We start from the raw sequence: 15,005 nt of genomic DNA, 5'->3' as shown, positions 1-15,005 counted from the left end.
CGAAGCGGCGTCCATGCCGCTTAGCCTTTGCTTATCAGCCCACTGTTCCTTCCTTCAGGCTTGGGTGATGACTGTTCAAATGGGGATACTCAAACCAAATTCAAACCCTTCTCGGCGGGCTGCGAAGCGGCGTCCATGCCGCTTAGCCTTTGGTTATAGCCCACTCTTCCTTCCTCCCGGCCTGGTTTTTATCCTTGATAACAAACGCAGAGCGGCATCTCGTTACCTGGTGTTTTAATAAACCATCACCACTTTCCCACGCATATGGCCTTCCAGCACCAGCTGATGGGCTTCAGTCAGGGTTTCCACGCTCAGCCCCTGTAGCGTTTTGTTCAGCGTGGTAGTGATTTTCCCTGCATCCAGCAGCTTCGCGGTGGCTTCCAGAATTTCTCCCTGACGGGCGATATCCGGCGTGTTATACATGCTGCGGGTATACATAAACTCGAAATGCAGCGCGGCGCTTTTCAGCTTCAGCTCATTCATTTCCAGTGGTTTTTCATTCTCTACGATGGTGCAGATATGCCCCTGGGGCGCAATCAGTTTCGCCATCGTTTCCCAGTGACCATCGGTGTCATTCAGACAGAAAATGTAATCGACCTGTTTCAGGCCGTGCTTCTCCAGCTCCCCAGCCATATCTTTGTAATCGATCACCAGATCCGCGCCGCGATCCTTACACCACTGTACGGAGTCCGGACGGGAAGCGGTGGCAATGACCTTTACTTTGCTGTGCAGTTTGGCAAACGGAATAGCCAGCGAGCCTACGCCGCCTGCGCCGCCAATAATCAGTAAGGTTTTTCCTTCTTCCACCTTATCAAGTTGCAGGCGGTCAAACAGGCCTTCCCAGGCGGTCAGAGCCGTCAGCGGGATTGCCGCCGCTTCCGCCCAGTTCAGCGATGCAGGTTTGTGGCCGGTAATGCGGGCATCGATCAGCTGATGCGTGGTATTGCTGCCCGGACGGGTAATATCTCCCGCGTAATAGACTTCGTCCCCAGCCTTAAAGCCGCTGACTTTGCTGCCCACTTCCAGCACTACGCCGCTGGCATCCCAGCCGAGGATACGGGGCTGTTGCAGACCACTCTTTTGCGCGCCTTTATGGACTTTGGTATCAACTGGATTGACCGAAGCGGCCTTGACTTCGACCAGCAGATCGTATTCCCCCGGCGTCGGTTTTTCCGGCTGAATTTCAATAAATTGCTGCGGTTTTTCTGGATTGATAGCAATCGCTTTAATACTCATGGCGCTTCTCCTTTAAGGTGTGATATTCAGTGTAGAAGCTAAGCGGACTAATGATAAGCCGTACAATAACTAACGAAGTGTTCGTTTCAGGTGAACAATCATGTTTAAACAGCTACAGGATATGGCCCTGTTTGCGTTGGTGGCCGAATGTGGCAGTTTCACCGGGGCAGCAAAGCGCGCCGGATTACCCAAGTCCAGTGTCAGCCAGCGCATCAGTCAGCTTGAGCAGGCTCTCGGCATTCGCCTGATCAACCGGACGACACGGCAGCTTAATCTGACCTTTGCTGGCGAACGCTACCTGGTGCACTGTCAGGAGATGATGCAGGCCAGCGAGCGCGCCAACATGGCAATACAACGTCTGCGGGATAATCCCAGCGGGCGTCTGCGCATTACTTCTCCGGCGGGGATTGGTGCCACGCTGCTGGCGCGCTTCAATGCGGCTTTTCAGCAGGAATATCCGGACGTCACGCTTGAAGTTTCCGTCTCTGATCAGGTACGGGATCTGGTGCAGGAGGGCTACGATGTGGCGCTGCGCACCGGTCAGCCGCAGGACTCTTCGCTGATTGGACGGCGCATCGGCTACTGCGAGAGGCTGCTGGTGGCCTCAAAAGGTTATCTGGACAAACATGAAGCGTTAACTCATCCGCAGCAGCTTTCAACGCATCGTTGCATTGCCCATCGGGCATGGAGCGAGTGGTTACTGAAGCGGGAAGAGGAGTATTACCGCTGGCTGCTGCCGCCCATCCATATGACCGATAACCTGGTCTATGCACGCGAGTGCGCGTTGGGCGATGCAGGTATCACCCTGCTGCCGAGATTTCTTACCGACGATATCGTAGCGGAAGGGAGATTGATGCAGGTATTGCCGGAATGGCAGGTAGAAGGCAACGAGCTGTGGCTGGTCTACCCAAGCCGCAAGCTGAACTCGCCCGCGCTGGCACGCTTTATCGATTTCGCCTTGCAGTCACCCATTTTCCGGGAGTTTTATCAATAAATGTTGGTTTTCATTAATCAACTTTATTGATTTATAGAGAGGATATTGTGTCATTTTAATTGAGTGCGATTTTTATATTGAATATTTACTTTTTAATAGCAACGAAAATTATTTTTATGTAAATTTTTGGTTTTTTTTACTTTAATGCTGTGGTTGATAAGTGTTCAATTGATTATGTAATTTTCTCAATTTAATCTTCTAGGCTTAAGAAGACATCCGTCGATCTAAAAGGAATTTTTATGTCAAATCACAAAGCATTAAGGTTGTCGCCAGCATGTATCAAAACTCTTACTAAAGTTGAGGTAGACCCAACTTCGTCGCATCAGCGTGAATTTAATGGGGTTTTTGAGTTAAAACAAATGTTTGGAGATAAGAGAAAGGAGTTTGAAGCAAATTTTTCAATACGTGGGGAGGATGTTTCTCAAAAATCAGAGGTGACTTGGTATGAGGCAAGAGAAAATCATCCTACCAGATCGGAATATCGTTTGTATTTTAAGCCAAACGAAATAATGAATAAGGCACATGTTGGAGATAATATTATAATTGGTTTTGATAATAATGCGCATCTACATTTCATTCTCATTAAAAGAAATGGTGAGGGCCATGAAGGAAATGTGCCTGACTGGACCCGTATATAGATGATTAGAAACGGCGGTTTCCACCGCCGTTTAAAAATTACTTGGTCATACGTTTGTACTTGATGCGTTTTGGCTCCAGCGCTTCGGCGCCCAGCGTACGCTTCTTGTACTCTTCATATTCGGTAAAGTTACCCTCGAAGAACTCGATCTTGCCTTCATCCTGATAGTCGAGGATATGGGTAGCGATACGGTCAAGGAACCAACGGTCATGCGAGATAACCATCGCGCAGCCGGGGAACTCCAGCAGGGCGTTTTCCAGCGCTCGCAGGGTTTCGATATCCAGGTCGTTGGTCGGTTCATCCAGCAGCAGCACGTTACCGCCAACCTGTAGCAGCTTAGCCAGATGCAGACGACCACGCTCACCACCAGAAAGCTCGCCAACGCGCTTGCCCTGATCCACGCCTTTAAAGTTGAAGCGGCCCACGTAGGCGCGGCTTGGCATCTCGGTGTTGCCGATACGCATAATATCCTGGCCGCCAGAAACCTCTTCCCATACGGTTTTGCTGTTATCCATGCTGTCGCGGAACTGATCGACAGAGGCCAGCTTAACGGTATCGCCCAGCACGATGCTGCCAGAATCGGGATCTTCCTGACCAGACATCATACGGAACAGCGTGGATTTACCTGCGCCGTTCGGACCGATAATCCCGACTATCGCCCCTTTCGGCACCGAGAAGGTCAGATCGTCAATCAGTAAGCGGTCGCCATAAGACTTACGCAGATTGCTGACTTCCACCACTTTATCGCCCAGACGTGCGCCTGGTGGAATAAACAGTTCGTTGGTTTCGTTACGCTTCTGGTAGTCGGTGTTGTTCAGCTCTTCAAAGCGTGCCAGACGGGCTTTGCCCTTGGACTGACGCCCTTTGGTGCCGGCCCGCACCCACTCCAGCTCTTTCTCAATGGATTTGCGGCGGGCGGCTTCGCTTGACGCTTCCTGCGCCAGACGAGCATCCTTCTGCTCCAGCCAGGAAGAGTAGTTGCCTTCCCACGGAATGCCCTCGCCCCGGTCCAGCTCCAGGATCCAGCCCGCTACATTATCAAGGAAGTAACGGTCGTGGGTAATCGCCACCACGGTGCCTTCAAAGTCGTGCAGGAAGCGCTCCAGCCAGGCCACGGATTCTGCATCCAGGTGGTTGGTCGGTTCGTCCAGCAGCAGCATGTCTGGTTTTTCCAGCAGCAGGCGGCAGAGCGCAACGCGACGGCGTTCACCACCGGAAAGGTTAGCCACTTTTGCATCCCAGTCTGGCAGACGCAGCGCATCGGCTGCGCGTTCCAGTTGGGTATTGAGATTGTGGCCATCATGGGCCTGGATAATCTCTTCCAGCCGCCCCTGTTCTGCGGCCAGCTTGTCGAAGTCCGCATCCTCTTCAGCGTACAGTGCGTACACTTCATCCAGACGCTTCAGCGCGCCGACCACTTCCGCCAGCGCTTCCTCAACGGATTCACGAACGGTGTGCTCCAGGTTCAGCTGTGGCTCCTGCGGCAGATAACCGATTTTCAGGCCAGGCTGTGGACGCGCTTCCCCTTCGATATCTTTATCGATGCCCGCCATGATGCGCAGCAGGGTGGATTTACCTGCGCCATTCAGACCCAGTACGCCGATTTTGGCACCCGGGAAAAAGCTCAGGGAGATGTTTTTCAGGATATGACGCTTCGGCGGGACGACTTTGCCGACGCGATGCATGCTATAGACGAATTGAGCCACGTAGGATGAGCCTCTTGGTGTCTGTGTGTTAATTGGGGCAGCGGGTGCCCTCTCAGATAGCGAAGTTTAGCTGGTTTCGGCAGGTAATCACAGACGTCTCCTGCGGATTATCCCGATATCCGACATATCTCAGGCTGCAAACAGGCTGGCTTAAGGAGCGTCATTTTATCCCTTCTTTAAGGCAAATTTCGGTGAGCTGCCCGCAGGCTCTCTTTCTGCAATGCGCATCGTTTGGGTTAAAAAGGGATTTATCAGATAACTGTTTGAATTTTGAGCTGGGCAGATTATGCTAATTTTTTGCCTTATAAAGCAGGAGCATACCGATGAAAGTTCTGATAGCGGCCGAAGAGAGTGCCTGGGGCGGGATGATTCAGCAGTGTCGTCAGATGCTGCCTGACGTCGAGTTTACTGCTTCTGTAGGCCACGCCGCAGAGAGCCTGGCAGGCTATGATGTGCTGATCCCAGGGATGGCGAAGGTGACGCCGGAACTGCTGAAAACCGCCGACAGGCTCAGGCTTATCCAGCAGGCTGGTGCCGGGCTGGAGGGGGTGGATCTGGCCAGCGCAAAGGCTCAGGGCGTACAGGTAGCGAATGTGCCCTCAGACAGCTCCGGCAATGCCGACTCCGTTGCCGAGCTGGGGATCTGGATGATGATTGGGCTGGCGCGCAAGGCCAGCGAACTGCCGGAGATGATCGCTACCCGTCAGCTCGGCCTGCCGGTTGGCATGGGGCTGACGGGAAAAACGGTAGGGCTGGTTGGGCTTGGCGGCATCGGTAAGGCGCTGGCAAAGCGGCTGATACCTTTTGGCGTTCGCCTGATTGGCGTGAAAAGAACCGCCGACCAGAGTTTTGCCAAAGCGCATCAGCTGGACTGGCTGGGCAACATGATGCATCTGCCTGCGCTGCTGAGCGAGGCGGATTTTGTGATCCTCAGCCTGCCGGATAACGATGCGACGCGGAATATCATTGATGAAACGGCGCTGGCCCAGATGAAGCAGGGCAGTTTCCTGATTAACCTGGGACGCGGCGGCCTGATTGAAAAACAGGCGCTGCTGGCTGCGCTGGAGGTGGGGCACCTGGCGGGAGCGGGGCTGGATGTGTTCTGGCAGGAGCCGCCAGACCCGCAGGATTCGCTGTTTCACTACAACGTGATCGCCACGCCACATATTGGCGGCGTTACGGATAACTCACTGAATGGCAACGTAGCGGGCGTCTGTGAGAATCTTCGCCGCCTGCGTGATGGGGAGGAGATCCTCAACCGTTGGGTCTGAAGCGGGTTGGTGCAATCTGCATAATTTTTTGCAGGCACAACATGGCATTGCGCATGCTGCGCTTCGGATTTTATATAAATTTTATTCAGTTGCTGCGCAGATACCTGTTCCGTTCAGCAGGCTGCGCGGCTGGTTACCTCTATTTTCACTCACCTTGCAGCGCGGCTGGATGCAGCTTTGATCCAGCCTGAAGCCTTCACTTCTGCGCCGTAATCAGCTCAATCCCCAGATTTTTCAGCCTGTTGGTCAGCTCCTTTGGCGGCGCCTCATCACTGACCAGCGTGCCGAAGGCGCTCAGCTCGTCAATACGGGCGGGCAGCACTTTGCCAAACTTGCTACTGTCTGCCACCAGAATTTTGTGGTGGGCGCGCTGCATCGCCTGATGCTTCATCGGCAGCTCGTTGAGGTTGTAGCAGGTTGCCCCCTGAACGGCATCAATCCCTGCGGCAGAGATAAACGCCTTGCCGGGGCAGAGGCTGTCCATTACCGAGCCGTGCCCCAGCGGGGTAAAGATGGCGTTGTCGGCATGGAACTCGCCGCCGTTAAGGATAACCTGACAGGCTGGCTTCTCTTTCAGCGCCAGAAAGGTATTCATGGCACAACAGATAGCGGTAAACGCTAACTCGTTATCAATGGCATCGACAATCCACGGCATGGTGGTGCCGCAGTCGAAAAATACCGTGTCGCCAGGTTCTATCAGCGAAGCCGCCAGCTGCCCCAGCCGCCGCTTCTTCTCGACGTTGTGCGCCTGCTGGTCAGTGACAAAATAGTGCCCCTGACTGTTTTTAGGGTCACTGACAATGTAGCCACCGAGTAACACCACCGCCGAAGGCTGTTCGTTGAGATCCCGCCGGATGGTCATTTCAGAGACGCCCAGCAGGCGCGCGGCTTCCCGCAGGTGGATTTTGTCGGTTCGCTTCAGCGCAGACGACAGCTTGTTTACGCGCTCATCGCGCCGGGTTTCCATGGTCAGTCACTCCTTAAAGAACGGTTAATATCCCTCGCCGGCGGGATGACTGCCGTTGACGATAGCGACGCCAGAACTGGTGCCGATGCGGGTGGCGCCCGCGTTGATCATGATATCGGCTGTCTGACGATCGCGAACCGCGCCTGACGCTTTCACCGCCACGTCCGGACCAGCTGTTTGCTGCATCAGACGAACATGTTCTTCGCGTGCGCCGCCGGTGCTGAAACCGGTGGAGGTTTTCACGAAGGCTACGCTAAGTGCGCGACAAATTTCACAGATTTGAACGATTTGTGCATCGCTGAGCAGGCAGGTCTCTAATATTACCTTCAATGGGATCGGGCCGCAAACCTCGCGCACCGCCTGGATATCGGCCTGCACAGCGGCAATCTCGCCACTCTGTAACCAGCCGACGTTAATCACCATATCGATCTCTTCCGCTCCCGCCTCAATAGCCGCTTTAGCTTCGAACGCTTTAGCGCTGGTCAGTCCCGCGCCCAGCGGAAAACCGATTACCGAACAGACTTTCACGCCGCTGTTTTCCAGCGTTTTTGCCACCAGCGGAACATAACCCGAATTGACGCAAACGGCGTAAAAGCGATGGGCCATCGCCTCTTCGCACAGGGCGGTAATTTGCTGCACGGTGGCATTTGCCGCCAGCAGCGTGTGGTCAATGTAGCGGGCATAGTCAAGGTTTTGCACGGGGGGAGTTCCTCAGCAGATGGGGTGTTTTGTTAAAATAATAACATTTCACGCTGGCCGTCAATCTCCAATCATGACTCTGATGACGCGATTTTCAGGCTGAGACGGGTGTCACAAAAATAACACAAGATGATTGTTATTGTTATTTCTACAACATTTAATGAAGAAAATTTACACGGGGAAAATGTCATGGATATTGCCGTCATTGGCTCAAATATGGTCGACCTGATCACCTATACCAACACGATGCCAAAAGCCGGTGAGACCTTAGAAGCGCCCGATTTTGCTTTGGGCTGCGGTGGCAAAGGGGCAAATCAGGCCGTTGCGGCAGCGAAGCTTGGCGCGGCGGTGATGATGGTCAGCAAGGTTGGCGAAGATCTTTTCGCGGAGAACACGGTTAAAAACTTACGGCAGTTTGGCGTGAACGCTGACAACGTAACCGTTGCCGCAGGCACTTCAAGCGGGGTGGCGCCTATCTTTGTTGACGATCGGTCGCAGAACCGCATCCTGATTATCAAAGGGGCGAATGCTCATCTTGCGCCAGCGGATATCGATGCCGCCTCTGAAGCGCTGAAGCGTTGTCGGCTGATAGTGTTGCAGCTGGAAATTCCGCTGCCCACGGTCTATTACGCCATCGACTTTGCGCGTCAGCACGGTATTCAGGTGATCCTTAATCCTGCTCCGGCAGTAGCGGATCTCGATATTCAGTATGCCTGCCAGTGCGACTATTTCATGCCCAACGAAACCGAACTGGAGATCCTCACCGGCCTGCCTGTCAGTACGGATGAGGAGGTGATCAGGGCAGGGCAAATGTTGCTGGGACGCGGCCTGAAAAACCTGATCATTACCCTGGGAAGCCGGGGATCGGTCTGGATGCATGGCGATGAAGTCCACCGCGTTGAACCAACGCCGGTCAGGGCTGTGGATACCAGCGGAGCGGGAGATGCCTTTATCGGCTGCTTTGCCCACTTCCTGATCCAGCATGGCGATGTGGCTAAGGCGATGGCGTCTGCCTCCGCCTATGCCGCTTGCAGCGTCACCGGACGGGGAACCCAGCTTTCCTATCCCGATGCCGATACCTTTCACCGTTTTCTCACCCGTTAACTGAGGATCCGCTATGCACCCGAACATCGTTCAGCAGCCTGATGGCTATTTAAATAAGACCCCGCTGTTGCAGTTTATTCTGCTCTCCTGCCTCTTCCCTTTGTGGGGATGCGCAGCCAGCCTGAATGACATTTTGATCACCCAGTTCAAAAGCGTGTTTGCCCTCAGCGATTTTGCCAGCGCGCTGGTGCAGAGCGCCTTCTACGGTGGCTATTTCCTGATTGCGATCCCGGCCTCGCTGGTGATCCGCAGCAGCAGCTATAAGGTCGCTATTCTGCTGGGCCTGGCGCTCTATATTGTCGGGTGCGTGCTTTTCTATCCCGCTTCTCACATGGCAACTTACACCATGTTTCTGGCGGCCATCTTCGCCATCGCCATTGGCCTGAGCTTCCTTGAAACGGCAGCAAATACCTACAGCTCAATGATTGGGCATCGGGATCACGCCACGCTGCGCCTTAACGTCAGTCAGACCTTCTATCCTGTAGGGGCGCTGATGGGCATTGTGCTGGGCAAATATCTGGTGTTTCAGGATGGCGACAGCCTGCACAGCCAGATGGCGGGCATGAACCCGGAGCAGCTGCACCAGTTCCGGCTGAGCATGCTGGAGCACACGCTGGAGCCTTATAAATATCTGGTGATGGTTTTAGTGGTGGTGATGGTGTTGTTCCTGCTGACGCGTTACCCACACTGCAAGCCGCAGAGCGCCGGCAAAAAGTTGCCGAGCCTGGGAGAAACCTTTAGCTACCTGGCTAAGAATCGCCACTTCAGGCGTGGGATTATTGCTCAGTTCCTCTATGTGGGGATGCAGGTTGCCGTCTGGTCTTTCACCATCCGTCTGGCGCTGAACCTGGGGGCGGCCAACGAGCGCCACGCTTCTAACTTTATGATTTACAGCTTTATCTGTTTCTTTATCGGTAAATTTGTCGCCAACTTCCTGATGACCCGTTTCCGCGCTGAAAAGGTGCTGATTGCCTATTCGGTAGTTGGGGTGATCACGCTGGCCTATGTGATGCTGGTACCAAACTTCACCGCTGTGTATGCCGCCGTTTTCGTCAGCGTACTGTTCGGGCCTTGCTGGGCAACCATCTACGCGGGAACGCTTTCCACCGTGGACAACAAATATACTGAGGTCGCGGGTGCCTTTATTGTGATGGCGATTGTGGGGGCCGCCTTCGTTCCGGCGCTACAGGGGCTGGTCTCTGACCGTCTGGGTTCAATGCAGATGGCGTTTGGCGTCTCGTTACTCTGTTTTGCCTGGGTAGGTTTCTATTTCTGGGGCGAACTGCGCCACAAAAAACAGCCGGTTGCCACCCCTGGTCGCCTGGCTGAGGAGGCACGATGAAAACTACGCTGCCACTAAGCCCGGCGCTGTTTGGCGACACGCCGCGCACGCTGCTGGATAACGCCCATTTTAAGGTTGAGCTGTTCCGTTATCCTTCAGGGATTGAAGCGGTGCGGATGGTAAACAGTCGGGGCTTTATTATAGTGCTGCCTTTTTACGGCCAGATGGTCTGGGACGCGGTGTTTGACGGCCACAGGCTGACCATGGGCAGCGGTTTTAAACAGCCGTTGCCCGGTAAGGATATTATCGATACCTATGGCTGCTTTGCATTTCACTCCGGCCTGCTGGCTAACGGCTGCCCTGGCGCAGAGGACGAGCATCCGCTACACGGTGAAATGGCCTGCGCGCGCATGGACAGCGCCTGGCTGGTGCTGGAGGAAGAGAGTGTTGCACTGCGGGGAGAAGCGGAATATATCAAAGGTTTTGGCCACCATTATCGCGCTTTGCCGGGCGTGACGCTGCTGGCGGAAAGACCAAGAGTCATCATTGACATGGCGGTGACCAATCTTTCTGGTGCTGCCATGCCGTTGCAGTACATGTGCCATATGAATTATGCGTATGTAGAAAATGGCACCTTCAGCCAGACTATTCCGGAGAGTGCGTTCCAGCTGCGCAGATCCATTCCGGGTCACGTCCACCCCACGCCGGGTTGGCTGGAATATACCCGTCAACTCCAGGAAGACCCGCAGGCATTCGGTGGCCTGACGCGTCCGGAAATGTACGATCCGGAGATCGTCTTCTTTGCGGATAATCTGGCGCAGTACGGCAGGCAGGCCACCTTTTCGCTGCATTCTCCTGACGGCTACGGCTTCAGCACCAGCTTTGATACGGCACAGTTCAATTTTGCCACCCGCTGGATCCTGCATAATAGCGACCAGCAGGTGGCAGCCTTTGTGTTACCGGCAACCTGCCGCCCGGAAGGCGCCAGTGCAGCGAAAAAGGCGGGCACCCTGATTACCTTAGAGCCAGGCGAACAGCGGAGCTTCAGGGTAGAAACCGGGCTGTCTGAAGCGTAAAAGGCCGCCGGTGAGGGAAACCGGCAGCCTTTTTCAGAACTTCACAGCGCGACAGCCTACTTCACGTTTTTCGTCATAAAGCTGGTGTAATTTTCCGGCGTGACGGTCTGGTAAGGGATCCAGATCGTCCCTTCGACTTTCTCGCCAGCCAGCATCTTCTTCGCCGTCTGTACCGCTCCAATGCCCTGGCCTGCCGCGTCCTGGAAAATGGTCAGCGCAAGTTTGCCAGATTTCACGAACTGTAACGCATCGGGCGTACCATCAATGCCCGCCACCAGCACATCTTTATTGCCCACCTGCTGTAGCGCCATGATAGCGCCGATCGCCATCTCGTCGTTGTTGGCGGCGATAGCATCAATTTTGTCACCGTTGAGCAGCCAGCCGGAGGTAACATCCACCGCTTCGTTGCGCATCCATTTTGCAGACTGCTTCTCAACAACCTTCATATCTTTATATTTGGCAATCACCTCTTCGGTGGCTTTGGTACGCTGGCGGGCTTCCTCAGCAGAGAGCGCTCCCATCAGAATGGCGACGTTGCCTTTGTAATTCATTTTTTTTGCCAGCGCTTCCATCTCCATTTTGCCACCCAGTGCCGAGTCTGAGCCGACGTAGGCCATATTCTCACCCAGCGGGACTTCTGGCTTGCGGTTAACGAAAATCAGCGGGATTTTTGCCCGTCTGGCGGCTTCCATCATCGGCTTCACCGCCTGGGTATCTACCGGATTCAGGATGATGGCATCCACCCCCTGATTGATAAAGTTCTCCACCTGCTGCACCTGGATCGCCACATCCCCTTTGGCATCTTCAAACTGACCGGCCATCTTCTCGCTGGCCAGCTCTTTCATCATCTGCGTGCGCAGGATAGAGACAAAATTAAGGTCAAAGTTCGCCAGCGCCACGCCAACGGTCTGCTCTTTGGCCTGGCTGAGAGGCGTCAGCAGCATGGTGCAGATCAGCAGTAAAGGTTTGGTCATTTTCATGGTGTTATTTCCTGTAGGGTACATCCCTTCATTGAGGGAAATTTTATTTATGAGGTCAGGATAAAAACTGCTCTTTAAAACGCATCAGGGCGCTCTCGCTGTCACCAGAGGCCCAGCCTTCCATCGCCACCACGCCGCGATAGTTCATTGCTCTCAGCGCACTGGCGATGGCCCGGTAGTTGATCTCTCCGGTGCCGGGTTCCTGGCGGCCTGGCACGTCCGCTACCTGGATTTCACCAATCGCGCTGCCGGCACGCCTCACCAGTTCGATTAAATTTCCCTCCCCGATTTGGGCATGATAGAGGTCCAGATTGATACGCAGATGCGGGCTGTTGACCGCTTCAACCAACGCCAGCACCTCGCTGGCTTTGGCAAACGGCGTGCCGGGATGGTCAACGGCGGTATTCAGGTTCTCCAGGGTAAAGACTTTCCCGGCACGTTCCGCCAGGACCGCCAGCTTGCCCAGCGTTTCTGCCGCTTTCAGCCACATTGCGCCGCTCACTTGCTCCACCGGTTTTACCGGCAGGCCGCGCTCATTCAGCCCGGTGCCGTGCAGATTAAGGGAAGGGCAGCCCAGCTGTTCTGCCACCTGTAGCGACACTTCGGCGCTCGCCAGCAGCGCTGCTATCTCCTCTTCATCGGTTAAGTTGCCGGAAAGATACCCCGTCATCGAGGTAAATTTTGCCCCCGTGGCTTTTAACGCCGGAATGTCTTTGTTCTGCCAGTTCCAGATCTCCACGCCAAAACCGAGCTGGTGGATGCGCTTCACCCGTTCTATAAACGGCAATTCCAGAAAAACCATTTCAGCGCACACGGAAAGAGTAAAAAGGGTCATCTTCTGCCTCCGCAGTTAACAGCAAAATCACAAGGCCACGCGGCCACAGGGAGAGAAGCAAATGTTATGCCAGCCACAAAAGCCCATGCTCAGCGGCTTGTCCGCAAGCTTTTGATCACAAAGTGCACACAAAATAGACATGTAAACTCAACATGCAGATAAAATGGACATTCCAGAAAGGGGGGGAATAAAATGCATAAACCTGATTTGCTCAGTGCGATGGGCGAAGAGTGCGAAGGTCTGTTGAGCCTGCCGGAAGGGGCAGAGGCGAGCCTTCGAGACGCGCAGCTGGAGCAGGGCTGGCAGGATTTCAATGCCGGACTGGAACCTGACTCTGTCCGTCCGGCGATCCGGCGCTCATGGCAGGCGAGTCGTGAGGCGGCGATCGATCCTGGCGCAATCAATTATGTTTTCCCTGCTGAAGCAGAGCTGAAGGCGATCCTGCAAAAGCAGGCTGAGCTGATTGAGGTGGCAGGAAGCATTATGCAGAGCCTGCTGGCTTACAATCCGGACGGGCACATCAACCTGACCGATGCCGATGGCGTAACCCTTTGCTACTGCGGGCTGGATATCACGCCCGTAGGCAGTATTCTGCGCGAGTCAGTCATGGGGACCAACTGCACCGGGCGCTGCCTGAATGAACAGCGGCTGGTCTATTTGCTGAGCGGCGAAAACTGGAAACAGGAGCTGCGCCAGCGGCACCGGCAGTGTGCCGCCGCGCCGGTGCGTAATGCCGAAGGCAGAATGATCGGCGTACTGACGCTGACCGCCAGCCAGGACAATTTCCACTATCACACGCTGGGCACGGTACAGGCGGCGGCGGAAGCCATTGGTCGCCAGCTGGTGCTGCGCAGTCTGCTGGCCGAACAGCGCTCCATTCTGGAAACCCTGAATGAAGGGGTGATCGTGACTGATGCCAGCGGCACTATCAAAACCATCAACCGCTATGCCCGGCAGATTTTTCGCGGCCTGCAACTGACCGGCAGGGATCTGGATAAAGCACTGCTCCCGGAGGGGCTGAAGCTGACCGATATTACGTTCTGTAACGACAGAGAGGTGATATTTCAGCCGCCGGACCGGCCTCGAGTGGCCTGTCTGGTCTCGGTGATGCCTGCTCCGGATGGCGGACGCATCGTTTCACTGCGCGATAATCAGCGCATTCGTGCCATTACCCGCCAGGTGATGGGCATCGGTGCCAGCTATACCTTTGAGATGATTTGTGGCCGTTCACCGGCGCTAACCGAAGCGCTGGAGAAGGCGAAAACCAGCAGCAGAAGCGACAGCACCGTGCTGCTGACCGGTGAAAGCGGTACCGGAAAAGAGCTGTTTGCGCAGGCGATCCATAACGGCAGCGATCGTCAGGGCGGGCCATTTATCGCGGTGAACTGTGCTGCGCTGCCGCGAGATTTAGTGCAGAGCGAGCTGTTTGGCTATGTGGACGGTGCCTTTACCGGCTCCCGGCGCGGCGGTGCGGCAGGAAAGTTCGAGCTGGCTGAGGGCGGCACGCTGTTCCTGGATGAGATCGGCGATATGCCGCTGGAGGCGCAGACCAGCCTGCTGCGGGTGTTGCAGGAAGCGGAAGTGATGCGTATTGGCGCGCAGCGTCCGGTAAAAGTCGACGTCAGGATCATTGCAGCCACTAACTGCGATCTGCTGCGGGCGATGGAGACAGGGGCGTTTCGGCGCGATCTCTTCTACCGCCTGAACGTCCTCTCTCTGCGCATCCCCGCACTGCGTGAACGTGCGGGGGATGTGCCTCAGCTGGTGGAGTGGTTCAGCGAAAAGATGTGCACCCGGCTGAAGAAAGCCAGCGTGCAGTTTACCTCCGGGGCGATGACCGCATTAAGCCGTTATCCCTGGCCTGGCAATGTGCGGGAGCTGGAGAATATTGTCGAACGGGCGATCAACCTCAGCGATAAACAGCTGATCCAGGCCGAAGATTTGCCGGAGGAGATCGGCAGCAGTCCGGAGCAGTGCGATCCGCAGCGGCTGGAGAGCAGCGAACGTGCGCATATCATCACTGTTCTCTCATCGTTAAAAGGCAACCTGCGCCGTACGGCCCAGACTATCGGCGTTTCCCGCGCCGGGCTTTACAACAAGCTCAAAAAGCATGGTATCAGCGTGGATGAATTCCGGGGATGAAAGTCGCAGCCCGCTGTTTGATGGCGTCAGAGAAGCGCCTGATTATGGTGGATTAAGAGTGAGCTAAACGGCAGCG

At 55.0% G+C, this 15,005-nt stretch carries 13 protein-coding genes; 7 read left to right on the top strand and 6 right to left on the bottom strand.

The window, feature by feature from the left end:
* Positions 1–234 precede the first annotated feature (234 nt).
* Positions 235–1,236 carry a zinc-binding alcohol dehydrogenase family protein gene (locus AAH450_RS12710; protein WP_342910553.1) on the bottom strand — a complete coding sequence of 334 codons (1,002 nt, stop codon included), beginning with the start codon at positions 1,234–1,236 and terminating at the stop codon, positions 235–237.
* Between the two features lie 97 nt (positions 1,237–1,333).
* Here AAH450_RS12710 and AAH450_RS12705 point away from each other — a divergent pair, with 97 nt between their 5' ends.
* Together AAH450_RS12705 and AAH450_RS12700 are read left to right on the top strand one after the other, a co-directional pair.
* Positions 1,334–2,230: a LysR family transcriptional regulator gene (locus tag AAH450_RS12705; protein ID WP_342910825.1), complete on the top strand. Its 897-nt coding sequence runs from the start codon at positions 1,334–1,336 to the stop codon at positions 2,228–2,230.
* 239 nt (positions 2,231–2,469) lie between these two features.
* Positions 2,470–2,868: a type II restriction endonuclease gene (locus AAH450_RS12700; RefSeq protein ID WP_342910552.1), complete on the top strand. Its 399-nt coding sequence runs from the start codon at positions 2,470–2,472 to the stop codon at positions 2,866–2,868.
* Between the two features lie 37 nt (positions 2,869–2,905).
* Here the strand turns inward: AAH450_RS12700 and ettA are convergent, their stop codons facing one another.
* The gene (gene ettA, locus AAH450_RS12695) at positions 2,906–4,573 is read right to left on the bottom strand and encodes an energy-dependent translational throttle protein EttA (RefSeq protein ID WP_342910551.1); all 1,668 of its coding nucleotides are present in this window, start codon (positions 4,571–4,573) and stop codon (positions 2,906–2,908) included.
* A 323-nt stretch (positions 4,574–4,896) separates the two neighbouring features.
* On the opposite strand from ettA, the gene AAH450_RS12690 reads away from it, so the two are divergent.
* Positions 4,897–5,844 (top strand): 2-hydroxyacid dehydrogenase, encoded by a 948-nt coding sequence (locus tag AAH450_RS12690; RefSeq protein ID WP_342910550.1) that lies wholly within the window; start codon positions 4,897–4,899, stop codon positions 5,842–5,844.
* A 196-nt stretch (positions 5,845–6,040) separates the two neighbouring features.
* Here AAH450_RS12690 and deoR read toward each other — a convergent pair whose 3' ends face one another.
* Together deoR and deoC are read right to left on the bottom strand one after the other, a co-directional pair.
* On the bottom strand, positions 6,041–6,811 hold the full coding sequence (gene deoR, locus AAH450_RS12685) for a DNA-binding transcriptional repressor DeoR (RefSeq protein ID WP_342910549.1): 771 nt from the start codon (positions 6,809–6,811) through the stop codon (positions 6,041–6,043).
* 24 nt (positions 6,812–6,835) lie between these two features.
* Positions 6,836–7,510 (bottom strand): deoxyribose-phosphate aldolase, encoded by a 675-nt coding sequence (deoC, locus tag AAH450_RS12680; RefSeq protein ID WP_342910548.1) that lies wholly within the window; start codon positions 7,508–7,510, stop codon positions 6,836–6,838.
* A 189-nt stretch (positions 7,511–7,699) separates the two neighbouring features.
* Here deoC and rbsK point away from each other — a divergent pair, with 189 nt between their 5' ends.
* The 3 genes from rbsK to AAH450_RS12665 are packed head-to-tail and all read left to right on the top strand — an operon-like array spanning position 7,700 to position 10,972.
* Positions 7,700–8,614, top strand: a complete 915-nt coding sequence (rbsK, locus tag AAH450_RS12675) for a ribokinase (protein ID WP_342910547.1) — start codon at positions 7,700–7,702, stop codon at positions 8,612–8,614.
* Positions 8,615–8,627: 13 nt separating this feature from the next.
* A complete protein-coding gene (gene fucP, locus AAH450_RS12670) occupies positions 8,628–9,956 on the top strand; it encodes an L-fucose:H+ symporter permease (RefSeq protein WP_342910546.1) in 1,329 nt (442 codons plus the stop codon).
* Positions 9,953–10,972, top strand: a complete 1,020-nt coding sequence (locus tag AAH450_RS12665) for an aldose 1-epimerase family protein (protein ID WP_342910545.1) — start codon at positions 9,953–9,955, stop codon at positions 10,970–10,972. The genes fucP and AAH450_RS12665 overlap by 4 nt, the downstream gene beginning before the upstream one ends.
* Positions 10,973–11,028: 56 nt before the next feature.
* On the opposite strand, the gene AAH450_RS12660 is transcribed toward AAH450_RS12665, so the two are convergent.
* Both AAH450_RS12660 and AAH450_RS12655 read right to left on the bottom strand, forming a co-directional pair.
* Positions 11,029–11,952, bottom strand: coding sequence for a sugar ABC transporter substrate-binding protein (locus AAH450_RS12660; protein WP_342910544.1), 924 nt, complete (start codon positions 11,950–11,952; stop codon positions 11,029–11,031).
* 55 nt (positions 11,953–12,007) lie between these two features.
* Entirely contained in the window at positions 12,008–12,787 is a 780-nt protein-coding gene (locus AAH450_RS12655; RefSeq protein WP_342910543.1) for a TIM barrel protein, read from the bottom strand.
* Between the two features lie 192 nt (positions 12,788–12,979).
* On the opposite strand from AAH450_RS12655, the gene AAH450_RS12650 reads away from it, so the two are divergent.
* Positions 12,980–14,929 (top strand): sigma-54-dependent Fis family transcriptional regulator, encoded by a 1,950-nt coding sequence (locus AAH450_RS12650; protein WP_342910542.1) that lies wholly within the window; start codon positions 12,980–12,982, stop codon positions 14,927–14,929.
* Positions 14,930–15,005 lie beyond the last annotated feature (76 nt).

Source organism: Erwinia magellanica (genome assembly GCF_039023495.1).
In the GTDB taxonomy this organism is placed as follows: domain Bacteria; phylum Pseudomonadota; class Gammaproteobacteria; order Enterobacterales; family Enterobacteriaceae; genus Erwinia.
This window is presented reverse-complemented; position numbering and strand designations above follow the sequence as displayed.